Below are 23,257 nucleotides of genomic sequence, written 5' to 3'. Positions count from 1 at the left end.
ACTCAGGTTCCGCTACCCGCACCGCCACGCAGGCCAGCCACCGACAGGCTCCGAGGTCTTGCTATCCCGGCGTTCATCCGGTGTGGTGGAGGCAATCGCCACGAACGGAGGTGCGAAGTGGACACGCAGTCGTCGTGGGCGCAGGGCGTGGACATTCGTCAGCCCAGTTCCGCCCGTGTCTACGACGTGCACCTGGGCGGCTCGCACAACTTCCAGGTGGACCGGGAACTCGCCGAGCAGGCCGCGGCGATGATGCCGACGCTGCCCGCGGTGCTGCGGGCCAACCGCTCCTTCCTGCGCCGGGCGGTGCAGCACCTCGCCGAGCTCGGCGTGCGCCAGTTCCTCGACCTGGGCTCGGGAATCCCGACCGTCGGCAACGTGCACGAGATCGCGCAGCGGCTCGACCCGCGCTGCCGGGTCGTCTACGTGGACCGGGACCTGGTCGCGGTGGAGCACAGCCGGGCGATCCTGCGCGGCAACGGCGGCGCGGTGGCGATCCGCGCCGACTTCCGGGACGTCGAGGAGGTGCTCGCCGACGAGCAGGTCCGCTCGGTGCTGGACTTCGACCAGCCGGTCGCGGTGCTGTTCTTCGCCGTCCTGCACTTCGTGCCCGACTCCGACGACCCGGCGGGCATCGTGGCGCGCTACGCCGAGGCCTTGAGCTCCGGCAGCTACGTGGCGATCTCGCACGCGGGCAGCGACGGCGCGGATTCCCGCGCGCAGGCCTCCTCGCTGTACAACGACCGCATCGGCGGGTTCTTCCTGCGCTCGCACGCAGCGGTGTCGGCGATGTTCGGCGACCTGGAACTGGTCGAACCCGGCGTGGTGGACCTGCTCGAGTGGCGGCCCGATCCGGGGGAGAAGCGGGCGGGTGAACTGCTCGTCACCGGCCCCGGCGGAGTCGGCCGCAAGCCCTGACCCGTACGACAGAAGCGGCGCCACCTCCCCCTCTCCTGGAGATGGCGCCGCTTCGGCGTGGTTGAGTCGCCACTGCGCAGCCTGCTGGTCCGGGCCCGCGCTTCACAGGGGATTTGGTCCCTGGACAGGGTGGCTTAAGGAACTCTTGATCTCCGCTCGCACCGCGCTGGCCGCGGCCCGCCCCGCGCGGTTGGCGCCGATGGTGCTCGCCGACGGCCCGTACCCGACCAGGTGCAGCCGCGGTTCGGCGACCGCGCGGGTGCCGTCGAGCTGGATGCCGCCGCCCGGCGCGCGCAGGTTCAGCGGCGCGAGGTGCGCGATGGCCGGCCGGAACCCGGTGGCCCACAGGATCACGTCCGCGCGCTGCGCGGTGCCGTCGGCCCAGGCGACGCCGTCGGCGGTGATCCGCTGGAACATCGGCAGCCGGTCGAGCACACCGCGCTCCCGCGCCGCGATCACCGCGGGGCTGTTGGGCAGCCCGGTCGCGCTGACCACGCTCCCGGGCGGCAGGCCGGCCCGCACCCGGCGCTCGACCTCGGCGACGGCGGCCCGACCGTCCTCCGGGGTGAACGTCGCGTCGGTGAAGTGCGGCGGGCGCCGCGTCACCCACGTCGTCCCGGCGACCTCGGAGATCTCCAGCAGGTGCTCCACCGCGGAGATGCCGCCGCCGACCACGACGACGTGCTGCCCGCGGAACTCCTCCGGGCCGCGGTAGCCGGCGGTGTGCAGCTGGCGGCCGGTGAACTCCTGCTGACCGGGGTAGTGCGGCCAGAACGGGTTCTCCCAGGTGCCGGTCGCGTTGATCACCGCGCGCGCCGCCCAGGTTCCCGCCGAGCTCTCCACCAGCAGCCGCTCGCCGCCATCGCGCACCGCCGCGACCTTGACCGGCCGCAGCACGGGCAGCGCGAGCTCGCGCTCGTAGCGCCCGAAGTACTCCGCGACGACCTCGGCGGCCGGGCGCGCGCCGTCGGTCTCCGAGAGCTCGCTGCCCGGCAGGGAGTGGATGCCGTGCACGCCACCGAGGCGCAGCGACGGCCAGCGGTCGCGCCACGCGCCACCCGGCCCCGTCCCGCGATCCAACACGACGTGGTCGACCCCGGTCCGCTGCAGGTGGTAGGAGGCCGTCAGCCCGGCCTGCCCGGCTCCGATCACCACTGCGTCGATGAGCTGCACATCCAGCAGAACAGCCCGCAGGCCGGAATCTTCCCGCCTCCGGGAGTGGTCTGCGCCACCGCCTCGGCAATGCGAAACGCGGCTGCCCGATAGGCCGAGAGGGGGAGACGGAAGACACCCCGGGGTCCCTTTATTCCGGTGGAATGCAACCCCTACGATTGTTGGTGCAAGCACGGTTCCCCAAACCTTCTTCCGTTCGTCCTGCCCGCTGTTGCGGTCGGGCGCTCTTGCGCGCGCGTGCGGAAGTCGGGGAGGTTCGCAGAAGGGAGGCAAGAAGTGGCAACGGTGTGGGTGGCCCTGGTGGCTGAGGCGGTTGTTCTGCTGGCGGTGGCGGGAGCGATGGTCAAGTGGGTGAACAAGTCGCAGCCGGGCACCCCTGACCAGGCGATCGAGCCGGTCGGCCCGGTGGCCGAGCGCATCGCCTGAGCGGACGCGCGCGCGGGCTCGGCGGTCGGTTCCGCTCGGGCCCGTAACCCTTCTCCGCCCGCGGTCGGCGATTGCCCGCGCATCGTCGGCGGGCCGGTTTTCGTTACACAATTCCCGCGGATTTATCGCGCTATTCGACACGGCCCGATTCCGCGTTTCCCGGAGCGAGATCAATTCGTCCGGTAATGGTCCGGTCGCGGTCCGTTATCGCGGGCGGGATTCCATTGCCCGCACCGCTGCGCCCAACGCGGCCGGAAAGGTCCCGCGGTGATCGGCATGTGATGCCGCACATGGTCGTCGGCTTCACCCGGATGCCCGATAGGGTGGGCGAGCCAGGCCGCACCACCAACCGGGAAGGGCTTCCGTGACTCCAGCCGAACAGGTCCGAGGTCGGCAGCGGGGCGCTGCCGCACTGCCCGGCACCGGATCGACGTTGGCCAACTACCGCGCCTTCATCGAGCGCGCGGTGCGCAAGCCCAACCTGGTCGGCGCGGTCGCCCCCAGCTCGCCGAGCCTGGCCCGCGAGATGGCGTCGGTGGTGCCGTCCTCGGGCACGCCGGTGGTGGTGGAGCTCGGGCCGGGCACCGGAGCGCTCAGCGGCGCGATCGCCGACCGGCTGCCATCGGGCGGCCGCCAGGTGGCCATCGAGCTGGACGGCGGCATGGTCGAGTACCTGCGCACCGAGCTGCCGTGGCTGGAGGTCGTCCAGGGCGACGCGGCCCGGCTCGGCGAACTGCTCGCCGAGATCGGTGTCGACAAGGTGGACGCGGTGGTCAGCGGCCTGCCGTGGTCGATCTTCCCGGGTCAGCTGCAGCGCGACATCCTGCACCAGGTCGGTTCGGTGCTCGCGCCGGGCGGCGCCTTCACGACCTTCGCCTACGTGCACGCGCTGGGCATGTCCGGCGCCCGCCAGTTCCGCCGCCGCCTGGACCTGAGCTTCGACGAGGTCCTGACCTCCCGCACGGTGTGGCGCAACGTGCCCCCGGCCCGCATCTACGTCTGCCGCCGCCCGCGCCAGGACTGAGCTCAGCGGGCGAGGGCGGCCGAGGCCAGCTCGTGCCAGCTCGCCTGCGAGCCCACCCGCACGGCTTCGCCGAACCGCGCGTCGCCGAGGCTGCGCCGCGCGGCCTGCTCGATCCGGTCGGCATCCGGCAAGGAGAGGTCCGGCAGTCCGCGCACCGCTGAGCTGGCCGCGAGCAGCTGAGCCGCCTGTTCGTGCTGTTGGCTGCGCAGCGCCAGATCCGCGATCCCGACGAGCACCTGGGCGATCAAGGGCGCGTAGCCCGCTTCGGACGCCGCGTGCAACGCCGAGCCGCGGTGGCGGTGGGCCTCGTCGAGGTCCGCCGCGAGGTAGCCGAGCAGGTCGTGCACCTCCGCGCGGACGTTGGCCCGTTCCGCCCCATCGCCCAGCAACGCCGTCGCGACGTCGAGCTGCCTGCGCGCTTGCTCGTCGTCACCGCGCAAGCGCGCGAGCCCCGCCTCCGCCAACGCCAGCTCGGCCAGCACCGGAGGCCAGGCGGCTCGATCGGCGGCCCGGTGCGCATCGGCCATGGCGGCCGCGCTGGCATCCGCATCGCCCGACAGCCAGTGCAGCCGGGCCTGCTGCGACCGCATCCGCACCACGTCGTCGTCGGCCCCGAACTCGGTGACCACGCCGATCGCCTGCTCGTAGAACTCGCACGCGCTGGTGAACTCGCCGCGCACCGCGGTCCGGCTCGCCAGCTCGCTCAGCGCGAACGAGAGCCCCCACCGCTCGCCGACCGCGCGGAACTCGGTGAGCGCTTCCTCCAGGTGGACGTCGGCCTCCCAGCCGGGGTGGCCGAGCACGATCCGCGTCTTGCCGAGGTGCAGCCGGGCGAGGGCGCGGACCCACGGATCGTCGTCGACGAGCAGCGGCTCGAACGCGAGCATCGCCTCCTCCGGCGCCTGCAGCATGCGTTCCAGCGGGGCCACGAACCGCAGCGCGGGGTGGCCGCTGCGAACGCCCCGGCCCACCTCGTGGGCCTTGATGATCCACGACGCCGCCTGCTGCTGATCGCTCAGCGCCCCGGTGGACACGAAGTTGACGATGAACGCGTACACCACGGCCCTGATCTCGGCGGGCACGTCGCCGGGCACGGCGGCAGCGGCCAGGATCAGCTCGCTGCCTTCGGCCTTGTGCCCGCCGAGCCACCAGTACCAGCCCGCCGCGGCGGCGAGCCGCATCGCGCCCTCCGCATCGTCGGCCGCGAGCGCTCCGCGCATCGCGGCGGCGATGTTGGCGTGCTCGACGCCCAGCGCGGCGAGCCATTCGAGCTGCTCGGCGCGGCGGAGGTGCGGATCCGCGACTTCGGCGAGCTCGGTGAAGCACGTCAGATGCGCACGGCGCACGGAATCCGATTCCCCGGCCTCCGAGAGCCGCAGCGCGGCGTACTCCTGGATCGTGCCGAGCATCCGGTAGCGGTCGCCTTCGGCGAGCACCAGCGACTTCTCGGTCAGCGCGGTCAGCAGCTCGAGCACGTGATCCGGCTCGACCGCTCCGCCCGCGCAGACCTGCTCGGCCGCCTCCAGGCTCGCACCGCCGGAGAACGCCGAGAGCCTGCGCAGCACGATCCGTTCGGCGTCGGTGAGCAGTTCCCAGCTCCAGTCGATCACCGCGCGCAGCGTCCGGTGCCTCGGCAGCGCGGTGCGGCTGCCACCGGTCAGCAGGCGGAACCGGTCGTCGAGCCGGTCGGCGAGCTGGTCGAGCGACATGGTGCGCAACCTGGCCGCGGCGAGCTCGATCGCCAGCGGCATGCCGTCCAGCGCCCGGCAGATGCGCGCCATGGTCGCCAGCGCGTCGGCATCACCGGCGAGATCCTTGCGCACCGCGGCGGCCCGGTCCCGCAGCAGCCGGACGGCCGGGGAGGATTCGATCCGGCCGGGGTCGGCGTCGGCATCGGGCAGGGTCAGCGGCGCGACCGGCCACAACGCCTCACCGGTGATGCCGAGCGGTTCCCGGCTCGTCGCGAGGATCCGCAGCCGCGGGCACTCCCCGAGCACCCGGTGGGCGAAGTTCGCCGCCGAGTCGATCACGTGCTCGCAGTTGTCCAGCACGAGCAGCATCTCCCGCTCGCGCACCGCGGCGATGAGCCGGTCCGCCGGTTGCGCGTCCGGCGCCTCGCCGAGCAGCGCATCCCGCTGCCCGAGCACCGCGAGCGCCGAGTTCGCCACGTCGCCGTCGTCGCCCGCCAGCTCGACCAGCCAGGCCCCGTCCGGCAGGCCGCCGAGCAGCGTGCGAGCGGTTTCGGTGGCCAGCCGGGTCTTTCCGGAGCCGCCCGGTCCGATCAGCGTGGTCAGCCGGTGCCCGGTGACGAGCTCGCCCACCGCGGCGACATCCGCGTCCTTGCCGACGTAGCTGGTCAGCTCGGCGCGCAGGTTGGTCTTGCGGCCCGCCTCCCGCTCGCCCCGCAGCAGTGCGACGTGCAACGCCGACAGCTCCGGTGACGGGTCGGCGCCCAGCGCGTCGGCCAGGGCGTTGCGCGTGTTCTCGTAGACGAGCAGCGCTTCGGTGTCGCGGCCGGTCGCGACGAGAGCGCGCATCAACGCTGCGGCCAGCCGCTCCCGCAGCGGGTGCGCGGCCACCAGACCGGTCAGCTCCGCGACCAGATCAGCACCGCGCCCGAGGTCGATCTCCGCGTCGAACCGGTCTTCCAGGGCAGCCAGGCGCAGCGTCTCCAGCCGGGTGATCTCGGCGTCGAACGCCCCGCTGTCCGGCAGTTCGACGTCCTGCATGGCCGTCCCGCGCCACAGCGCCAGAGCCTCGCCCAGCAGTTGCGGATCACCGGCGTCGCGGGCCCGGCCGAGGAGCCGTTCGAAGCGCACGGCATCGACGGCGTCGGGTTCCACCGCCAGCCGGTAGCCGCTGGGGTGCCCTTCGACCGCCTCGGCGGGCAGCGACTTCCGGAGCCGGGAGATCAGGCGCTGCAAGGCGTTCGCGGCACCGGTGGGCGGCTGCTCGCCCCAGATCCAGTCGACGAGCGCCGTTTTCGGGACCACCTGCCCCGGCGCGAGCGCGAGCGCGACCAGCAGCCCGCGCAGCCGGGCGCCCGGCACGTCGATCGGGAAGTCGTCATCCGTGCGAACCTCGAACGGCCCGAGCATCCCGATCTTCACCCGGCTGATTTTGCCACGCCCGACCGGCGGGAGTCCGGCGGTCGGGCACACCCGCCGGAGGCGGTGTCAGCGCCGTGTCAGCCGCACGTCAGGCCGACCGGGGACGGTGGTCGCAGTTGCCGCCACGAGAGGAAGCACGATGACCGACACGGTTCCCGTCCCGCACGGCCTTTCCCCGGAGCGCGATGCGGGCCCCTTCGACCCGTCCAGCCAGGTCTCCCGGCTGCGCCAGGCCCGGCCGGTCAGCCCGCTGATCTTCCCGGACGGCCACGAGGGCTGGCTGATCACCGGCTACGACGAGGTCCGCCAGGCGATGGCCGACACCCGGCTCAGCTCCCGCCTGGACCTCGGCGTCGTCCACGCGCTCGACACGCCGCCGGACATGCCGGCCGCCACCGAACCGGCGCCGCAGATCCCGGGCATGTTCGTCGCGATGGACCCGCCGGACCACACCCGGCTGCGGCGCAGACTCACCGGTGCCTTCACCGTCAAGCGGATGAAGTCGCTCGAAGCGCACATCGCCGAGATCGTCGAGCGGCAGCTGGACCACCTGGCGGGCCTGCCCCAGCCCGCGGACCTCGTCGCGGAGTTCGCGCTGCCGGTGCCGTCGCTGGTGATCTGCGAGATGCTCGGCGTGCCCTACGCCGACCGGGACGTCTTCCAGTCCCACTACGCCCAGTTCATGGTCAAGGAGCAGCCGGTCGAGCAGAAGATGGGCGCCTACGTCGCGCTGAACACCTACCTCGCCGAACTGGTGACGAGCAAGCGCGCCGAGCCGGGGGAGGACATCCTGTCCGACCTGGCCCGCCACGAGGACCTCGCGGTGGAGGAGCTGACCGGGGTGGCGTTCCTGCTGCTGCTCGCCGGTCACGAGACCACCGCGAACATGCTGGGACTGGGCACCTTCGCGCTGCTGGAGAACCCCGCGCAGCTCGCCGAACTGCGCGCCGACCCGGAACTGCTGCCCGGTGCGGTCGAGGAACTCCTGCGCTACCTGTCCGTCGGCGACGTCTTCTACCGCTACGCCGCCGAGGACGTCGAGATCGGCGGCGTGACGATCAACGAGGGATCGACCGTCGTGCTGTCCCTGCTGGCCGCCAACCACGACCCGCGGCGCTTCGCCGAAGCCGACTCCCTGGACGTGCACCGCAACGCCCGCGGCCACCTGGCCTTCGGCCACGGCATCCACCAGTGCCTGGGCCAGCAGCTGGCCCGCATCGAGATGCGAGCAGCCTTCGGCGGCCTGCTCCGCCGCTTCCCGGACCTCGCCCTGGCCATCCCGGCAGCCGAGGTGAAGCTCCGCACCGACATGAACATCTACGGCGTCCACGAACTCCCGGTCACCTGGTAGCGAGCGGATCGCCAAGGCTGCCGGCCTGCGGTTGGGGGGTGGGTCCGTGAGTGGTTTGGGGTGCTATGACGCCCCAAACCGCTCACGGACCCACCCACCCGACCGCAGCGCCCAACGATTGGCGCGGGAGCGATCTGTACGCACCTTCGGGTGCTTTCGGACGTCAGGACGTTCGCGGGTGTATCTGGGCGGCCGGTTCTCGCCTCTACATTGCGTGCCCCTTGTTATCCGAGAGTCAGACCTGGCGGAGTGGGAGCTGCTCAACCGCAGCCAGCACGCCGTCTTCACCCGCAGGCAGCTGCGGAAGTTCGGGATCAGTCATGACGCGGTGCGCGCCAACGTCAGGGCGAACCGCTGGCAGCGGGTCCATCGTGGAGTGATCGCGTTGTTCAGCGGTCCGCTCCCGCGGCCGGCCCGGATCAGCGCCGCGCTGTTGTACGCCGATCCGCCTGCGGTGCTCAGCCACCAGACCGCCGCGCAGGAGTGGGGCTGGCTGCCGAAGGACGACGGGCCGATTCACGTCACGGTTCCCTACGGGACTTCCGCCATGGCGCAGGAAGGCGTGGTGATCCACCGCAGCCGTGCCTTCCAGCACATCGTCGTAGCGCACGATCCACCGCGGACATCGCGCGCGGACACGGTGATCGACATGGCTGTCGCCGAAGCGGACGAGAAAGCGGCCGAGCGGACGCTGCTGACCGTGGCCGCCGCGAACCGGGTGGCGGTCGACGACATCGGTGCCCGGCTGGTGGCGAGACCGGCCTACCGCTACCGGACTGCGCTCGACCGTGCGGTCCGGCTGCTCGGTGAGGGTCTCACGTCGATGCTGGAGGCTCGGTACTTCCTGGATGTCGAGCAGGCGCACGGCATTCCTCGGGCGCAGCGCCAGGTTCCCCGTTCGGCGTTCGGCCGGAAGCTCCTGGAGGACTGCAGCTATGAGGGCATCGGGGTTCGGCTGATCGTCCGGCTCGACGGCCGCGCCTACCACAGCGACGCCGAGACGGCGTTCCGCGACCGCAGGCGGGACAACGCCGCTGAGCTCAGCGGCATGGCGCGGTTGGTGTACGGCTGGCGGGACGTCGAGCGCAATCCGTGCTCGGTGGCCCGCGAAGTCGTTGCGGTGCTGCGCAGGGAGGGGTGGCGCGGGCCGACGAGGAGATGCCGGAGATGCGTGGGGCCGTGAGTGGTTTGGGGTGCTATGACGCCCCAAACCGCTCACGGACCCCCCTCCCAACCGCACCCTTCCCGCCCCGCCCGACCACGAGCAGAACGGGCCCGGTGCGCTTGTGGCGCACCGGGCCCGTTCAGTTGCTGCCCGCCGGGTCGGCTGGGATCAGGAGCGGATCATCTTGCGCAGGACGTACTGCAGGATGCCGCCGTTGCGGTAGTAGTCCGCCTCACCGGGGGTGTCGATGCGGACCTTCGCGTCGAACTCGACCTTGGAACCGTCGGTCTTGGTCGCGGTGACCTTGACCGTGGCCGGGGTCTCGCCCTCGTTGAGCTTGGTGATGCCCTCGAAGTCGAAGGTCTCGGTGCCGTCCAGGCCCAGCGACTTGGCCGACTCGCCCTCCGGGAACTGCAGCGGGATGACGCCCATGCCGATCAGGTTCGAGCGGTGGATGCGCTCGAAGGACTCGGTGATGACGGCGCGGACGCCGAGCAGCCGGGTGCCCTTGGCCGCCCAGTCGCGCGAGGAACCGGAGCCGTACTCCTTGCCGCCGAGCACCACCAGCGGGGTGTCCTGCGCGGCGTAGTTCTGCGCGGCGTCGTAGATGAACGCCTGCGGGGCGCCTTCCTGGGTGAAGTCCCGAGTGTAGCCGCCCTGCACGTCGTCCAGCAGCAGGTTGCGCAGCCGGATGTTGGCGAAGGTGCCCCGGATCATCACCTCGTGGTTGCCGCGGCGGGAACCGTAGGAGTTGAAGTCCTTGCGGTCGATGCCGTGCTCGGTGAGGTACTGGCCCGCGGGCGAGTCCGGCTTGATCGCACCGGCCGGCGAGATGTGGTCGGTGGTGACCGAGTCGCCGAGCAGCGCGAGCACGCGGGCACCGGAGATGTCGGTGACCGGCGCGGGCTCCATGGCCATGCCCTCGAAGTACGGGGGCTTGCGCACGTAGGTGGACTGCGCGTCCCAGTCGAAGGTCTGGCCCTCCGGGGTGGGCAGCGACCGCCAGCGCTCGTCACCCTTGAAGACGTCCTCGTAGGACTTGGTGAACATCTCGTTGGTGATCGCCGAGTCGATGGTGTCCTGGACCTCCTGCGGCGACGGCCAGATGTCGCGCAGGTAGACCGGCTTGCCCTCGGTGTCGGTGCCCAGCGGGTCGTTCTCGAAGTCGAAGTCCATCGAGCCCGCGAGCGCGTAGGCGATGACCAGCGGCGGCGAGGCCAGGTAGTTCATCTTGACGTCGGGGTTGATCCGGCCCTCGAAGTTCCGGTTGCCCGACAGCACCGAGACGACCGACAGGTCGTTGTCCTGCACCGCGGCGGAGATCTCCTCCGGCAGCGGGCCGGAGTTGCCGATGCAGGTGGTGCAGCCGTAGCCGACCAGGTGGAAGCCCAGCTTCTCCAGGTACGGCCAGAGCCCGGCCTTCTCGTAGTAGTCGGTGACGACCTGCGAGCCGGGGGCCATCGAGGTCTTCACCCACGGCTTGCGGGTCAGGCCCTTGTCCACCGCGTTGCGGGCCAGCAGGGCCGCGCCCAGCATCACCGACGGGTTGGAGGTGTTGGTGCAGGAGGTGATCGAGGCGATCACCACGGCGCCGTGGTCGAGCTCGAACTCGCCGAGCTCCTCGGAGGACACCGTGACCGGCTTGGAGATCCGGCCGCCCGAGCCGTTGGCCGCCGAGACGACCTGCGGCGCGGACTCGTGGTGGGTCACCGCCGGGGCGTCGCTGGCCGGGAAGGACTCCTTGCCCGCCTCGTCGATGGCGCTGTCGTCGGCGGTCTCGACCTTGGCGTAGTCGGTCAGCGTCTTGCGGAACGACTGCTTGGCCTCGGAGACCACGATCCGGTCCTGCGGGCGCTTCGGGCCTGCGATGGACGGGACCACGGTGGACAGGTCGAGTTCGAGGTACTCGGAGTACTCGGGCTCGTGGCTCGGGTCGTGCCAGAGGCCCTGCTCCTTGGCGTAGGACTCGACCAGCGCGACCTGCTCGGCCGGGCGACCGGTGAGCTTGAGGTAGCGGACGGTCTCCTCGTCGATCGGGAAGATCGCCGCGGTGGAGCCGAACTCCGGGCTCATGTTGCCGATGGTGGCGCGGTTGGCCAGCGGCACCGAGGCCACGCCGGAGCCGTAGAACTCGACGAACTTGCCGACGACGCCGTGCTTGCGCAGCATCTCGGTGATCGTCAGCACCACGTCGGTGGCGGTGGCGCCCGCCGGGATCTCGCCGGTCAGCTTGAAGCCGACCACGCGCGGGATCAGCATCGACACCGGCTGGCCGAGCATCGCGGCCTCGGCCTCGATGCCGCCGACGCCCCAGCCCAGCACGCCCAGGCCGTTGACCATGGTGGTGTGCGAGTCGGTGCCGACGCAGCTGTCCGGGTAGGCCTGGCCGTTGCGGGACATCACGGTGCGGGCCAGGTGCTCGATGTTGACCTGGTGCACGATGCCGGTGCCCGGCGGGACGACCTTGAACTCGTCGAAGGCGCCCTGGCCCCAGCGCAGGAACTGGTAGCGCTCCTTGTTGCGGCCGTACTCGAATTCGACGTTGCGCTCGAAGGCGTCCGGCTTGCCGAACACGTCGATGATCACCGAGTGGTCGATGACCAGTTCTGCCGGGGCCAGCGGGTTGACCTTGGAGGTGTCGCCGCCCAGGTCGGCGACGGCCTCGCGCATGGTGGCGAGGTCGACCACGCACGGCACACCGGTGAAGTCCTGCATGATCACCCGGGCCGGGGTGAACTGGATCTCGGTGGACGGCTCGGCCTTGGCGTCCCAGCTGGCCAGCGCGCGCACGTGGTCGGCGGTGATGTTCGCGCCGTCCTCGGTTCGCAGCAGGTTTTCCAGGAGGATCTTGAGGCTGTAGGGCAGCCGCTGGGCCCCGTCGACGGCGCTGAGCCGGAACACCTCGTAAGAGGCGTCACCGACGTTCAGCGTGCCGCGGGCGCCGAAGCTGTCCTTGCTCGCAGGTGCAGTCACGTTCAACTCCATCTCGCGACGGGCGCAAGTTCGGGAACGATTGCGAGTCTCGCGCACGTCGGCCGAGCATGCGCGAGGACCCGCTCTCTTCGATGTAAACAGTACGCTTGTCCTGTAAGGGCCCTCAACTAAGGGTTGGCAAACTCTCGATCACATGTACCACTCCGTGCAAAACCGCCGTTTTTCCGGGGGTTCCCAAGCATTGGGACGGCGGTACCGGAATCGGGTTCCAGGTGGTCGGGGGCGCGTGCTTCGATGGGCGCGTGCGCAACCTGTCCAGCAGTGCCAAGTCCGCCGGGGTGGCGATCGCGATCGCCTCCGCGTTCTGCTTCGGCGGATCGGGGCCGTTCGCCAAACCGCTGATCACCGCCGGGTTCAGCCCGCTGCAGGTGGCGTGGCTGCGATTGGCCGGTGGCGCGCTGCTGATGCTGCCCTTCGCCCTCCGGCACGCCGCGGCCGTGCGGCGGGTGCCCAAGCTGCTCATCGGCTACGGGCTGTTCGCCATCGCCGGGGTGCAGGTCTTCTACTTCGCCTCGATCGCCAGCGTGCCGGTCGGGGTGGCGCTGCTGATCGAGTTCCTCGGGCCGGTGCTGGTGCTGGGCTGGATCCGGTTCGTGCGGCGGAGCCCGGTGAGCCGGTCGGCGGCGATCGGGGTGGCGATCGCGATGGTCGGCCTGGCCTGCGTGGTGGAGCTGTGGGCCGGGCTGAGCTTCGACCCGGTCGGCCTGCTGCTGGCGCTGGGCGCCGCGGGCTGCCAGGCCGCCTACTTCCTGCTGTCCGACAGCGGGCCCGAGGTCGACCCGTTCGCCCTCGCCGGGTTCGGGCTGCTGCTCGGCGCGGTGGTGGTGACCCTGATCGCGCAGCCGTGGGACATGGACTGGGCGCTGCTGCTCGGCGACGTCCAGCTGGCCGGTCAGCAGTTCCCGGCGCTGGTGGCGGTGGCCTGGATCGTCGTGTTCAGCACGGTGCTGGCGTACTTGACCGGCATCGTCGCGGTTCGCCGGTTGTCGCCGCAGGTGGCGGGCGCGGTCGCGTTCCTGGAGCCGGTGGTGGCCACCGTGCTCGCCTGGGCGCTGCTGTCGGAGGCGCTGGGCCCGGTCCAGCTGCTCGGTGGCGCGCTGATCCTCGCCGGTGCCTACGTCGCCCAGCGCTCGGCTCCGGCGAAGACGCAGGCCTCGGAGCTGGCCGGGGTGTAGGTCAGGTCGCGACCGGCGTGATGTGGCTGTGCACGCAGCGCCAGCGGCCGTCCCGCCAGGCGAAGACGTCCGTCGTCCACTCGTCGGCGTCGAAGCGCTGACCCCGGTAGTGCGCGGTGTTGGTCACCCGCGCCACGTAGATCGCCACGTCGCCGCAGATCGTGATCCGCGGCTCGCCGACGCGCTGCATCGCCGAGTGGGTCAGCTCGCCGGAGGCGATGAGCGAGAGGAACCGCTCCTTCGCCGAGATCCCCGATTCGGAGACGATCGTCCACTCGTCGGCCATGTGCTCGGCGATCCGGGCGAGGTCGTTGGTGGCGATCGCCCTCGCCCACTGGTCGGCGACCGAGACGAGCTGGGCTGCGGTTCCGGCCGGTTCGCTCATCCCCGGATGGTAGGCCGGGATCAGGCCGCGCGGAGGGTCTTGCGGACGAGGTGGATCACCAGGGTCTCCACCAGGGCGACGGCAGCGGCGGTCAGGATCGAGGTCAGGAACTGCATCGGGCTCTCCGGGTGCTCTGCGACGGTACGGCCCGACTGTGCGCCGACCGGGTTAGCCGGGGTGCAGCCGGAGGTGTCGGATCGGTGAACCGACTGGAAACAGTGCAGGTCAGGTGCTGTTTCGCGGCCACTTCTGCCACATCAGCACCGCCAGTGCCGCGGCGATCGACGTGCCTGCCGCGATGGCCCACTGGTGCGGGAGCAGCGGGCTGCTGCCGAAGAACCGGCTGATGCCGGGCAGCTGCACGACGGCGACGAGCAGCACCAGCGAACCCGCTCCCGCGGCGAGGACCAGCGGCGTGCGACCCCGCACCGCCAGGGTCTGCGCCAGCTGCGCGGAGACCAGCGCGACCAGGCCGGTGGTGCGCGCTTGCGCGGCCGTGGACATCGGCCGGGCGAGCAGCCACGCGAGCCCGGCCGCACCGGCCGTGGCCGCGGCGCGGGCGTAGACGTCGTGCGCCAACGCCGAGCCGAGCGAGGCCTCGGGGCCTTCGGCCAGCAGCTTCTCCGGGGTGGCGTGCGGCGGCGGGCGGACCGCGATCGCGATGGCGGGCAGGACGTCGGTGAGCAGGTTGACCACCAGCAGCTGGCGGGCGTTGAGCCCGGCCGCGGGGCTGAGCAGCCCGGTGCCCAGCGCGTAGCCGATCTCGCCGAGGTTGCCGCCCAGCAGGATCGCCAGCGCGTCGCGCACCGACGTCCACATCCCGCGGCCCTCCACGATGCCGTCGGTCAGCGTCTCGATGCGGTCCTCGGCGACGACCAGGTCGGCGGCCTCGCGCGCGGCCGGGGTGGCCCGGGATCCGAACGCGATGCCCACCTGCGCCAGGTTGATCGCCGGGACGTCGTTGGCGCCGTCGCCGGTCATCGCCACCACCCGGCCGCCGGCCCGCAACCGGCTCACGATGCGGGCCTTCTGCGCCGGGCTGACCCTGGCGAACACCGCGATCCCCGGCAGCTCGCCGGTCAGCTGCTCGTCGTCGAGCCGGTCCAGCTCGGCGCCGGTGAGCACCCGCTTGCCGCCGAGCACGCCGAGTTCGGCGGCGATGGCCTCGGCGGTGCTGGGGTGATCGCCGGTGATCATGATCACGTCCACGCCCGCGCTGCTCAGCTGCGCGACCGCTTCGGCGGCGGCCGGGTGCACCGGGTCGGCCAGCCCCAGCAGGCCGATGAACTCCAGGTCGTCCACATCGGACTCGGTGAGCCCGGTGGCGGCGGTGGCGGCCCGCTCGGCGACCGCGAGCAGCCGGTAGCCGGCCGTGGCCAGCCGCTCGATCTCGCGCTCGACCGCTGCCCGGGCTGCGGCGTCGAACGCCTCGCTGTGCCGCCAGCGGGTGCACCGGTCGAGCACGACTTCCGGGGCGCCCTTGACCGAGAGCAGGCCGTCGACGCGCACCGCGTGGAAGCCTCGCGACGGCTCGAAAGGCAGCTCCGCCAGCACGGTCTCCTCCGCCGTGACACCTGCGGCGCGGGCGCCGTCGAGCACGGCCCGGTCGGTCAGGTGGGGGAGCGGGTGCTCGTCGCTCTGCCGGGGCGTGGCCCGCACGCCCGCGGCCACGACCTCCCGGTGCCGCTCGTCGAGGTGCGAGGTGGGCTGAGCGGTGCGGCCGTCGGAGACCTGGCCGAGCGCGATCCGGCCCTGGGTGAGGGTGCCGGTCTTGTCGAAGCACAGCGCATCGACCCGGCCCAGCGCCTCGATCGTGGCGGGGCTGCGCACGAGCACACCGCGCCCGGCCAGGCGGCGGGCGGCGGCGAGCTCGGCGAGCGTGGCGACGAACGGAACGCCTTCGGGGACGGCGGCCACGGCCAGCCCCACGGAACGCGCGACGGTGCGGCCCAGCGGCACGCCGCGCAGCAGATCTGCGGCGAACAGCACGCCGCCCGCGCCGATGGAGACCGGCAGGAGCTTCTTGGTGAGCTCGCCCAGCCGTGCTTCGACGCCGTTGCCGGTCTCCGGCGCGCTGGTCCGCGCGGTGCGCCCGAGCTCGGTGCTCGTGCCGACCGCCACGACCACGGCGGTGCCGGTCCCGCTCGCGACGGCGGTGCCCCGGTAGACCATGCAGGTGCGGTCGGCGACCTCGGCCGCGGTGGTGGCCGCGACGTCCTTGGCGACCAGCTGGGACTCGCCGGTCATGCTGGACTCGTCGATCTCCAGGCCGTCGGCGGACAGCAGCCGGCAGTCGGCGGGCACCCCGTCGCCGGCGCGCAGCTCGACGACGTCGCCGGGCACCAGCTGATCGGCCGGGACCAGCTCGACGGTGCCTTCGCGCCTGCGCCGCGCGGGCACCTGCCCGGCGTCGAGCAGCCGGGTCAGCTCCCGGTCGGTGGCCACCCGCTGGACGCCGTCGACCAGCGCGCTGGCCAGCAGCACGCCGACGATCAGCGCCGCGTCGACCACCGAGCCCAATCCGGCGGAGACGACCGCACCGGCACCGAGCACCGGCGTGATCGGGGTGATCAGGCCCGCCGCGGTCGACCGGGCGATGCCGGGCCGGGCCCGGCCGCGATCGCGGTGCTGGCGCCGGGAAGCCGCGATGGACTCGGTCAGCCCCCGCTCCGAACTGGCCAGTGTGGACAGTGCTGCGTCCGGCGGCATGGCGTGCCAAGGCGTGCGCTCCTGCGGGACCGGGGGAGCGCGGTCGGCCGCGCGCACCCCGGCCCAGGTGCCGGTGAACAGCGCGGTCAGAGTCGCCGCCTGCATCGGCATCGACGCGCGCGCCGGAGCCCCGAGAGCTGGGCCGAACGTGGCGAAGAGCGTTCCCAGGCAGGAACCGCCGACCGAGAGCAGCACCGCGTTGCGGCTGGCGGTGCGCGCGTTCTCCGCCGCGGACAGCAGCACGTGGACGACATCGGCCCGCGGGCACAGGACATCGGCACCCCACGGCGTCCGGTCCGGTGTGGACAGTCCGATGCCGACGTCCGCGGCGGCCAGCGCGGCGTCCGCGCGGGCGGAGACCACGGCGACCACCGCGCCCTCGGCCTGCAGGCGCCGCACCGAGCGAGCCAGCCGGTTCCCGCCCGGCACCACCCGGTCCAGCGGGAGCCTGCGGTCCAGCCCGTCGCCGGCCACCACCGCCGCACCGTTCGCGCGGGCCGCCTCGACCAGCGCTTCGGCCAGCGGATCGAGCTCGTCGACGACGTCGACCCGCGCGACGACGTCGCCGCGGTGCCGCAACACCCCGCCCGGCCCGGTCGACCAGTCGCCGAGGACCTTCTCCGCCGCCGGGTCCCGCGGATCGACGAGCCGGCTGGCCAGGACGAACAGCTCCGCGGCGTCGGCCTGCGGATCCACCGGCACCACGGAGTCCACCGCGCGGCGGCCGGTCAGCAGCACCGGGGCGTCGAACACGACGGTGTCGACGCGGTCGAGCCTGCGCAGCGCATCGGGTTCCAGGACGAGCCCGCCGCGCGCCGAGACCGCGGTGGTGAGCTGCGCGGCGAAGGCTTCGCGCCCGGCTTTGGCCGGTCGCGGCGTTCCGGCCACCAGCATGGCCAGCGCGCGCTGCGGGTTGCGCGAGGCGGCGAGCACGGTGCCGCAAGCGGCCAGCGCCGCCGTGCCGGAGACACCGGCGACCCGCTCGACCGGGCCGTCCGGAACCGGTTGCGGTCGCGGCTCGACGGCCACCGGATCGCAGCGGTGCACCGAACTCCGCTCCCACTCGGCCCAGGCCTGCTGCCGGGCGAGCATCTCGCGCGAGGCGCAGAACCGGCCGCACAGGTGCGTGAACACGCCGAGCGGACTCCGCGACAACCCGTGCGAGACCGCGCCACCGAGCACGAGCAGGCTGTCCGCCGGTGCGCGGCCGAGCTTGCGCTCCAGCTCGCGGCGCATCCACGGCACGGAATCGACCAGCGACACCACGGCGGGCAGCAGCGGCGGCACCACCCGCACCGGCAGCAGCGCGGCCGCGGTGGCGTAGCCGAGCCCGGCCAGGCTGATGACCAGCGCCGCCGCATCGCGGAGCACCGGTTCGGCGTTGGCCGGGTGGGCGCTGCTGCGCGGGGGCATCGCCGCGTCGTCCAGGCCGTGCTCGCCCTCGGCGTCGGAGATCACCCGGGACAGCGCCGCGATGTCCACGCCCGGATCGTGCTCGACGACCACGCGCCCGAGCACGCCGTTGATCTCGGCGCGGTGCACGCCGTCGACGGCCGCGACCCGGGCTTCGACTGCGCGCGCGGTGGCCTCGGAGCCGGGTTCGTGCAGGCCGCGGACCTCCAGGTGGCTGCGGCGGCGACCGGCCCACACCCGGCGACCGGCGGGAGCGGCCGCTCTGGTGCGGGCCGCGTGCAGCACGGGTGCGGCGACCTCGGCTGCTTTGGCGAGCAACCGGCCCAGTGGCATCTGGTGCTCAGTCCTCGCCGGCCTCCTTGTGCACGCTGCGCTGGACGAGCGCGTTGCCGATGCCGATCGCCGCCGCGACCGGCCATTCGATGACGCTGAACGCCGCCGCCGCGGTCAGCCCGCCGTAGAACAGCAGCTGGTCGCGGGAGGGCAGCTGGTGGCGCACGGTGTCGACGGCGGAAGCGACGTTCTCGCCACCGGGCAGCGGGATCCGGGCGGTGTGCAGCTCCGCCGTCACGTAGGGCACCGGGATCCCCGGAGCTTGGTGGCGGCTCTTGCTCGCGGGTTGCCGACGGGTGCGGTGCGCGGTGCTGGAACTCGTCGTGCTGGACATCTGGACAACCCCCTCGACCGGACGTGATGTCGTAGCAGTCGGAGTACCCCACCGGCCGGGTTTTCAGGCAGCGGGCACCGCGCGCCGGGCCTGCCGGTAGCGGCGCGCGACGAGCTCCACCACGGCCGGGTGATCGCCGATCGGTTCGGCGACACCGGCCACCGGCAGCTCCGCCAGCCGCCGGTGGAACAGCCCCGGGGCCAGCAGGTACGGCGCGATGAAGTCACCGGGACCGCAGACCTCGGCGGTGGCCGGGGCGGCGGTGGTGACGAAGCTCGGGGTCAACCACTGCCCGCAGCGGCGGCCCAGCAGCCGCGCCGCCGCGCGCACGTCGTCCAGCGCCCTCGCGTCGGAGGACCCGGCGGCGGAGAACGCGATCCGCCTGCCGGGCCGCCACCCGGCCGCGACCAACCGCTCCCGCATCACCTCGGCGAGTTCCGGGGACGGCCCCAGCGCCGTGCCGACGGCCACGTCCGCTCGCCCGCTGGCGGCGATCTGCTCCGGCAGATCGGTGCGCACGTGGTAGCCGGCGGCCAGGAACGCGGGCAGCGCGACCACCGGGCCGGTGATGCCGTCGAGCGCCTCGACCACGGTCGGTCCGATGACGTCGACGTACCCGACGTGCACCGGTACGTCCAGGTGCTCGGCCGCTGCGGCGGCCAGGCGCTCGATCACCCGGGGCCCGCCCGGATCGCGGGTGCCGTGCGCGACCAGCAGCAGCGGAGGGTTCACGGTCGGTCCCCCATCGGTTCCAGCGGGAGCCGGTACCCCCGCTTGATCACGGTCTGCACCAGCTCGGAAGATCCCAGCGCCGCCCGCAGGCGGGCCACTGCTTGCTCCACGGCGTGCTCGTCGGCCGAGCCCCCGTCACCGCGCAGCGCCTCGGCGAGCTCCCGCCGCGACACCACCCGCCCCGGCCGCTCGGCCAGCAAGCCCAGCAGCGCCCGACCCTGCGGGGACAGCGGTCTGACCACCCCGTCCACCACCGCGGCGTGCCCCCGCACCTGCAGCTCCCGGCCGCCCACGGGCAGCGTCGGTGCCCGGTCCGGCAGCGCATCGCACAGCGAACGCACCAGCGCGCCGAGGCGGAACCGCTGGGGGATCACCGCGGGCACGTCGTGGTCGGCCAGCGGCGCGTGCGCCACCGGACCGACGCAGGCGACCAGCACCGGACCGCGCAAGGCCGCGAGCAGGTCGTCCCGGCAGCGGCGCTCGGCGGCCAGCGAGAGCAGGCCGGCCGCGGCGGGCGCGCTGGTGAAGGTCACCGCGTCGACCTCCAGCGCGCACACCGATCGCAGCAGGTTCTCCACGGCGCCGATGTCGGCGGGCGCGGTCCAGCGGTAGACCGGGATCTCGACGACCTCAGCCCCGGCGCAGCGCAGCGCGTCCACGAAGTCCGGCAGCGGCTGCCCGTGCAGCTGCACCGCGATCCGGACCCCGGCCAGGTCCTGCTCGAGCAGGTGCGCCAGCAGTTCGGCGGAGGACTCCGAGACCGGCGACCACGGATCGGGCAGCCCGGCGGCGTGCACCGCCCCGCGCGCTTTCGGACCGCGTGCCAGCAGCTGCGCCGGGCGCAGCGCCGAGAGCAGCTCCGCGCCGATGCCCCACCCGTCGGCCGCCTCGATCCAGCCGCGGAAGCCGATGCCGGTGGTGGCCACCACCACGTCGGGCGGCGCGTCCAGGCAGCTCCGGCTGACCCGCCGCAGCTCGGTGTCGTCGGCCAGCGGGAGGAACCGCAGCGCCGGGCCGTGCAGGACCCGCGCGCCGCGGCTGGCCAGCAGCGACCCGAGCTCGTCGGCCCGTCGCGCCGCGGTCACCGCGACGGTGTAGCCAGCGAGTTCGTCGGTCAAGGAAGCGCGACCTCCACCACGTCGGCCCGGCGCCGGACCGGGTAGACCGGCAGCCGCGCCGCCGGGTCGTCCAGGCACTGCCCGGTGCGCAGCGAGAACACCTGCTTGAGCATCGGCGAGGCGACCGTGGGCTCACCGCCGCGATCACCGACGATGCCGCGGCTGATCACCCCGGCCCCGCAGAACGGGTCGACGTTGCCGACCGCGAACAGCTCGTCGTCGCGCGTGCGGAACACCGCCACCGACCGGTCGTGGACCAGCGCGGGCACCCCGCACTCGGGCGGCAGCAGGTCGAGTTCGCAGATCCGTTGCCAGTTCATCCGGACACCTCCTGGGTTGCGACGGCGGGCATCGGCAGCGCCACCGGACCGGGCCGGATCTGACCGCGCTCCCGCACGAAGCGGATGGTCGGGTCCGGCGCCTCCGGGGCGTTGACGAAGGAGACGAAGCGGGCCAGCTTGGCCGGATCGGCCAGCACCCCGGCCCACTCGTCGGAGTAGTTGTCGACGTGCTGGTGCATGGCCGCCTCCAGCTCCGCGGCGATGCCCAGCGAGTCCTCGACGACGACCTCGCGCAGGTGCTCCAGCCCGCCCTCCAGCGACTCCAGCCAGGCCGAGGTGCGCTGCAGCCGGTCGGCGGTGCGCACGTAGAACATCAGGAACCGGTCGACGAGCCGGATCAGCTGGTCGTCGTCGAGGTCGGCGGCCAGCAGTTCGGCGTGCCGCGGGGTGAAGCCGCCGTTGCCGCCGACGTAGAGGTTCCAGCCCTTGTCGGTGGCGATCACGCCGAAGTCCTTGCCGCGCGCCTCGGCGCACTCGCGGGCGCACCCGGACACCCCGGCCTTGATCTTGTGCGGCGCCCGCAGGCCCCGGTAGCGCAGCTCCAGCCGGATGGCCATGCTCACCGAGTCCTGCACGCCGTAGCGGCACCAGTCGTTGCCGACGCAGGACTTCACGGTGCGCAGCGCCTTGCCGTAGGCGTGCCCGGATTCGAACCCGGCGTCGACCAGCCGCCGCCAGATCAGCGGCAGCTGCTCCACCCGCGCGCCGAACAGGTCGATGCGCTGCCCGCCGGTGATCTTGGTGTACAGCCCGAACTCGCGGGCCACCTCGCCCAGCACGATCAGCTTGTCCGGGGTGATCTCCCCGCCGGGCACCCGGGGCACCACCGAGTAGGTGCCGTTGCGCTGCAGGTTGGCCAGGAACCGGTCGTTGGTGTCCTGCAGCCCGGCCTGCTCGCCGTCGAGGATGTGCCCGTGGCCGAGGCTGGCCAGGATGGAGGCGACGGCGGGCTTGCAGATGTCGCACCCGCGCCCGCTGCCGTGCCTGCCGATCAGCTCGGAGAACGAGCCGATCCCGGTGGCCCGGACGATCTCGAACAGCTCGCTGCGCGACTGCGGGAAGTGCTCGCACAGCGCCTTGGAGGTGACCACCCCGCACTCGCCGAGCAGGTTCTTCAGCATCGGCACGCACGAACCGCAGCTGGTGCCCGCCTTCGTGCAGGCCTTGATCCCCGGCACGTCGGTGAGCCCCTGCTCGGCGATGGCCGAGGTGATGTCCTGCTTGGTCACGTTGTTGCAGGAGCACACCGTGGCGTCGGCGGGCAGCGCGCCCGCGTCCACACCGGACCCGGCGGGCAGCAGCAACTGCTCGGGCGGCGCGGGCAGCTCGCGGTCCACCAGCGGTCGCAGCACCGTGTACGCGCTGGCATCGCCGACGAGAACTCCGCCGAGCAGCACCCGCGCGTCGTCGCTGAGCACCAGCTTGGCGTAGGTGCCCGCCGCGTTGTTGGCGTAGACGACCTCCAGCGCGCCCTCGGTCCGGCCGTGCGCGTCGCCGAAGCTGGCGACGTCGACGCCGAGCAGCTTGAGCTTGGTGGACAGGTCCGCGCCGGGGAAGGCACCGCCGCCCCGCTCGAGCAGCTGCTCGGCGACCCCTTCGGCCATGCCGTAGCCGGGTGCGACCAGCCCGTAGCAGCGGCCCTGCACCGCGGCGCACTCGCCGATGGCCCAGATGTTGTCGTCGCTGGTGCGGCAGAACTCGTCGACCAGGATCCCACCGCGCTCGGCGCGGTCCAGCCCGGCGACCTCGGCCAGCTCGTCGCGCGGCCGGACTCCGGCGGAGAACACCACGAGCCCGGTGTCGATCACCGTGCCGTCGGCCAGCGAGACACCGCGGACCCGGCCGTCGCCGTCGACGGACTTGGTCGCGGCCCCGCAGTGCACCGCCAGCCCGAGGTCGCCGACCAGGCGGCCGAGGACCTGGCCACCGCCCTCGTCGACCTGCAGCGGCATCAACCGCGGCGCCATCTCCACGACGTGCGGGCGCATCCCCAGCAGCCGCAGCGCGTTGGCCGCCTCCAGCCCGAGCAGGCCACCGCCGATCACCACGCCGTTCTCGCCCTCCACCGCGGCGGCGCGGATGGCGTCGAGGTCTTCGATGGTGCGGTAGACGAAGCAGCCGTCGAGGTCGTGACCGGGCACCGGCGGCACGAACGGCCGCGAGCCGGTGGCCAGCACCAGCGCGTCGTAACCCAGCACCGATCCGTCCGATGTGGACACCGTGCGGGCGGCCCGGTCGACGCCGGTCACCGCGGTGCTCAGCCGCAGGTCGACCAGCGGGTCCTCCAGCAGCTCGTGGCTGGTCAGGCTCAGGTCCTCGGCGCTCTTGCCGTCCAGGTAGGACGACAGCGCCACCCGGTCGTAGGCCGGTCGGGGCTCCTCGCCGAGCACGATGATCCGCCAGGCACCGGCGGTGTCGCGCTCCCGGAGCGTCTCCACGAGCCGGTGGCCGACCATCCCGTGGCCAACGATGATGAGTGTGCGGATCACGGCAGTCCCGCCTCTCCGCGATTTTCAGTGGTGGTTGCGTTTGGTGTTGTTCTCGCGTTTGGCGGCT

Annotated in this window: 16 protein-coding genes; 6 read left to right on the top strand and 10 right to left on the bottom strand. The window is 72.7% G+C overall.

Annotated features, from left to right (window positions below):
• The first annotated feature begins 117 nt into the window (after nt 1-117).
• Nucleotides 118-918: an SAM-dependent methyltransferase gene (locus OU416_RS13560; RefSeq protein ID WP_270927270.1), complete on the top strand. Its 801-nt coding sequence runs from the start codon at nt 118-120 to the stop codon at nt 916-918.
• A 102-nt stretch (nt 919-1,020) separates the two neighbouring features.
• On the opposite strand, the gene OU416_RS13555 is transcribed toward OU416_RS13560, so the two are convergent.
• Entirely contained in the window at nt 1,021-2,091 is a 1,071-nt protein-coding gene (locus tag OU416_RS13555) for an NAD(P)-binding domain-containing protein (protein WP_270927269.1), read from the bottom strand.
• 300 nt (nt 2,092-2,391) lie between these two features.
• Between OU416_RS13555 and OU416_RS13550 the strand changes: the two genes are divergently transcribed.
• Nucleotides 2,392-2,517 carry a hypothetical protein gene (locus OU416_RS13550; RefSeq protein ID WP_270927268.1) on the top strand — a complete coding sequence of 42 codons (126 nt, stop codon included), beginning with the start codon at nt 2,392-2,394 and terminating at the stop codon, nt 2,515-2,517.
• Between the two features lie 466 nt (nt 2,518-2,983).
• Nucleotides 2,984-3,541, top strand: a complete 558-nt coding sequence (locus OU416_RS13545; protein WP_270927571.1) for a class I SAM-dependent methyltransferase — start codon at nt 2,984-2,986, stop codon at nt 3,539-3,541.
• Nucleotides 3,542-3,543: 2 nt separating this feature from the next.
• Here OU416_RS13545 and OU416_RS13540 read toward each other — a convergent pair whose 3' ends face one another.
• Entirely contained in the window at nt 3,544-6,651 is a 3,108-nt protein-coding gene (locus OU416_RS13540) for a BTAD domain-containing putative transcriptional regulator (protein ID WP_270927267.1), read from the bottom strand.
• Nucleotides 6,652-6,790: 139 nt separating this feature from the next.
• On the opposite strand from OU416_RS13540, the gene OU416_RS13535 reads away from it, so the two are divergent.
• Nucleotides 6,791-8,002: a cytochrome P450 gene (locus OU416_RS13535; RefSeq protein WP_270927266.1), complete on the top strand. Its 1,212-nt coding sequence runs from the start codon at nt 6,791-6,793 to the stop codon at nt 8,000-8,002.
• A gap of 214 nt (nt 8,003-8,216) precedes the next feature.
• Nucleotides 8,217-9,185 carry a type IV toxin-antitoxin system AbiEi family antitoxin domain-containing protein gene (locus OU416_RS13530; protein WP_270927265.1) on the top strand — a complete coding sequence of 323 codons (969 nt, stop codon included), beginning with the start codon at nt 8,217-8,219 and terminating at the stop codon, nt 9,183-9,185.
• 150 nt (nt 9,186-9,335) lie between these two features.
• On the opposite strand, the gene acnA is transcribed toward OU416_RS13530, so the two are convergent.
• On the bottom strand, nt 9,336-12,152 hold the full coding sequence (gene acnA / locus OU416_RS13525) for an aconitate hydratase AcnA (protein ID WP_270927264.1): 2,817 nt from the start codon (nt 12,150-12,152) through the stop codon (nt 9,336-9,338).
• A 251-nt stretch (nt 12,153-12,403) separates the two neighbouring features.
• Between acnA and OU416_RS13520 the strand changes: the two genes are divergently transcribed.
• The gene (locus OU416_RS13520) at nt 12,404-13,336 is read left to right on the top strand and encodes an EamA family transporter (protein WP_270927263.1); all 933 of its coding nucleotides are present in this window, start codon (nt 12,404-12,406) and stop codon (nt 13,334-13,336) included.
• 1 nt (nt 13,337) lies between these two features.
• Here the strand turns inward: OU416_RS13520 and OU416_RS13515 are convergent, their stop codons facing one another.
• From OU416_RS13515 to nirB, 7 genes are all read right to left on the bottom strand, one after another.
• Nucleotides 13,338-13,721: a nuclear transport factor 2 family protein gene (locus OU416_RS13515; protein WP_270927262.1), complete on the bottom strand. Its 384-nt coding sequence runs from the start codon at nt 13,719-13,721 to the stop codon at nt 13,338-13,340.
• 225 nt (nt 13,722-13,946) lie between these two features.
• Nucleotides 13,947-18,176: a cation-translocating P-type ATPase gene (locus OU416_RS13510; RefSeq protein ID WP_270927261.1), complete on the bottom strand. Its 4,230-nt coding sequence runs from the start codon at nt 18,174-18,176 to the stop codon at nt 13,947-13,949.
• A gap of 7 nt (nt 18,177-18,183) precedes the next feature.
• Nucleotides 18,184-18,510 (bottom strand): hypothetical protein, encoded by a 327-nt coding sequence (locus tag OU416_RS13505; protein WP_270927260.1) that lies wholly within the window; start codon nt 18,508-18,510, stop codon nt 18,184-18,186.
• Between the two features lie 63 nt (nt 18,511-18,573).
• Complete coding sequence (locus OU416_RS13500) at nt 18,574-19,242, bottom strand: sirohydrochlorin chelatase (protein ID WP_270927259.1); 669 nt, start codon at nt 19,240-19,242, stop codon at nt 18,574-18,576.
• Nucleotides 19,239-20,360 (bottom strand): uroporphyrinogen-III synthase, encoded by a 1,122-nt coding sequence (locus OU416_RS13495; RefSeq protein WP_270927258.1) that lies wholly within the window; start codon nt 20,358-20,360, stop codon nt 19,239-19,241. Before OU416_RS13495 ends, OU416_RS13500 begins: the two co-directional genes overlap by 4 nt.
• Nucleotides 20,357-20,680, bottom strand: a complete 324-nt coding sequence (gene nirD / locus OU416_RS13490) for a nitrite reductase small subunit NirD (protein WP_270927257.1) — start codon at nt 20,678-20,680, stop codon at nt 20,357-20,359. Before nirD ends, OU416_RS13495 begins: the two co-directional genes overlap by 4 nt.
• Nucleotides 20,677-23,190, bottom strand: a complete 2,514-nt coding sequence (gene nirB, locus OU416_RS13485) for a nitrite reductase large subunit NirB (protein ID WP_270927256.1) — start codon at nt 23,188-23,190, stop codon at nt 20,677-20,679. Before nirB ends, nirD begins: the two co-directional genes overlap by 4 nt.
• Nucleotides 23,191-23,257 lie beyond the last annotated feature (67 nt).

Source organism: Saccharopolyspora indica, from assembly GCF_027853965.1.
In the GTDB taxonomy this organism is placed as follows: domain Bacteria; phylum Actinomycetota; class Actinomycetes; order Mycobacteriales; family Pseudonocardiaceae; genus Saccharopolyspora; species Saccharopolyspora indica.
Note: the sequence above shows the minus strand (reverse complement) of the source record. Positions and strands in the feature narration are given on the sequence as shown.

Bases quoted from the DNA above. Each gene is read 5' to 3' on its own strand.
- OU416_RS13515 (WP_270927262.1), bottom strand. From the start codon at position 13,721: ATGAGCGAACCGGCCGGAACCGCAGCCCAGCTCGTCTCGGTCGCCGAC.
- nirD (WP_270927257.1), bottom strand. From the start codon at position 20,680: ATGAACTGGCAACGGATCTGCGAACTCGACCTGCTGCCGCCCGAGTGC.
- acnA (WP_270927264.1), bottom strand. From the start codon at position 12,152: ATGGAGTTGAACGTGACTGCACCTGCGAGCAAGGACAGCTTCGGCGCC.
- OU416_RS13535 (WP_270927266.1), top strand. From the start codon at position 6,791: ATGACCGACACGGTTCCCGTCCCGCACGGCCTTTCCCCGGAGCGCGAT.
- OU416_RS13510 (WP_270927261.1), bottom strand. From the start codon at position 18,176: ATGCCACTGGGCCGGTTGCTCGCCAAAGCAGCCGAGGTCGCCGCACCC.
- OU416_RS13505 (WP_270927260.1), bottom strand. From the start codon at position 18,510: ATGTCCAGCACGACGAGTTCCAGCACCGCGCACCGCACCCGTCGGCAA.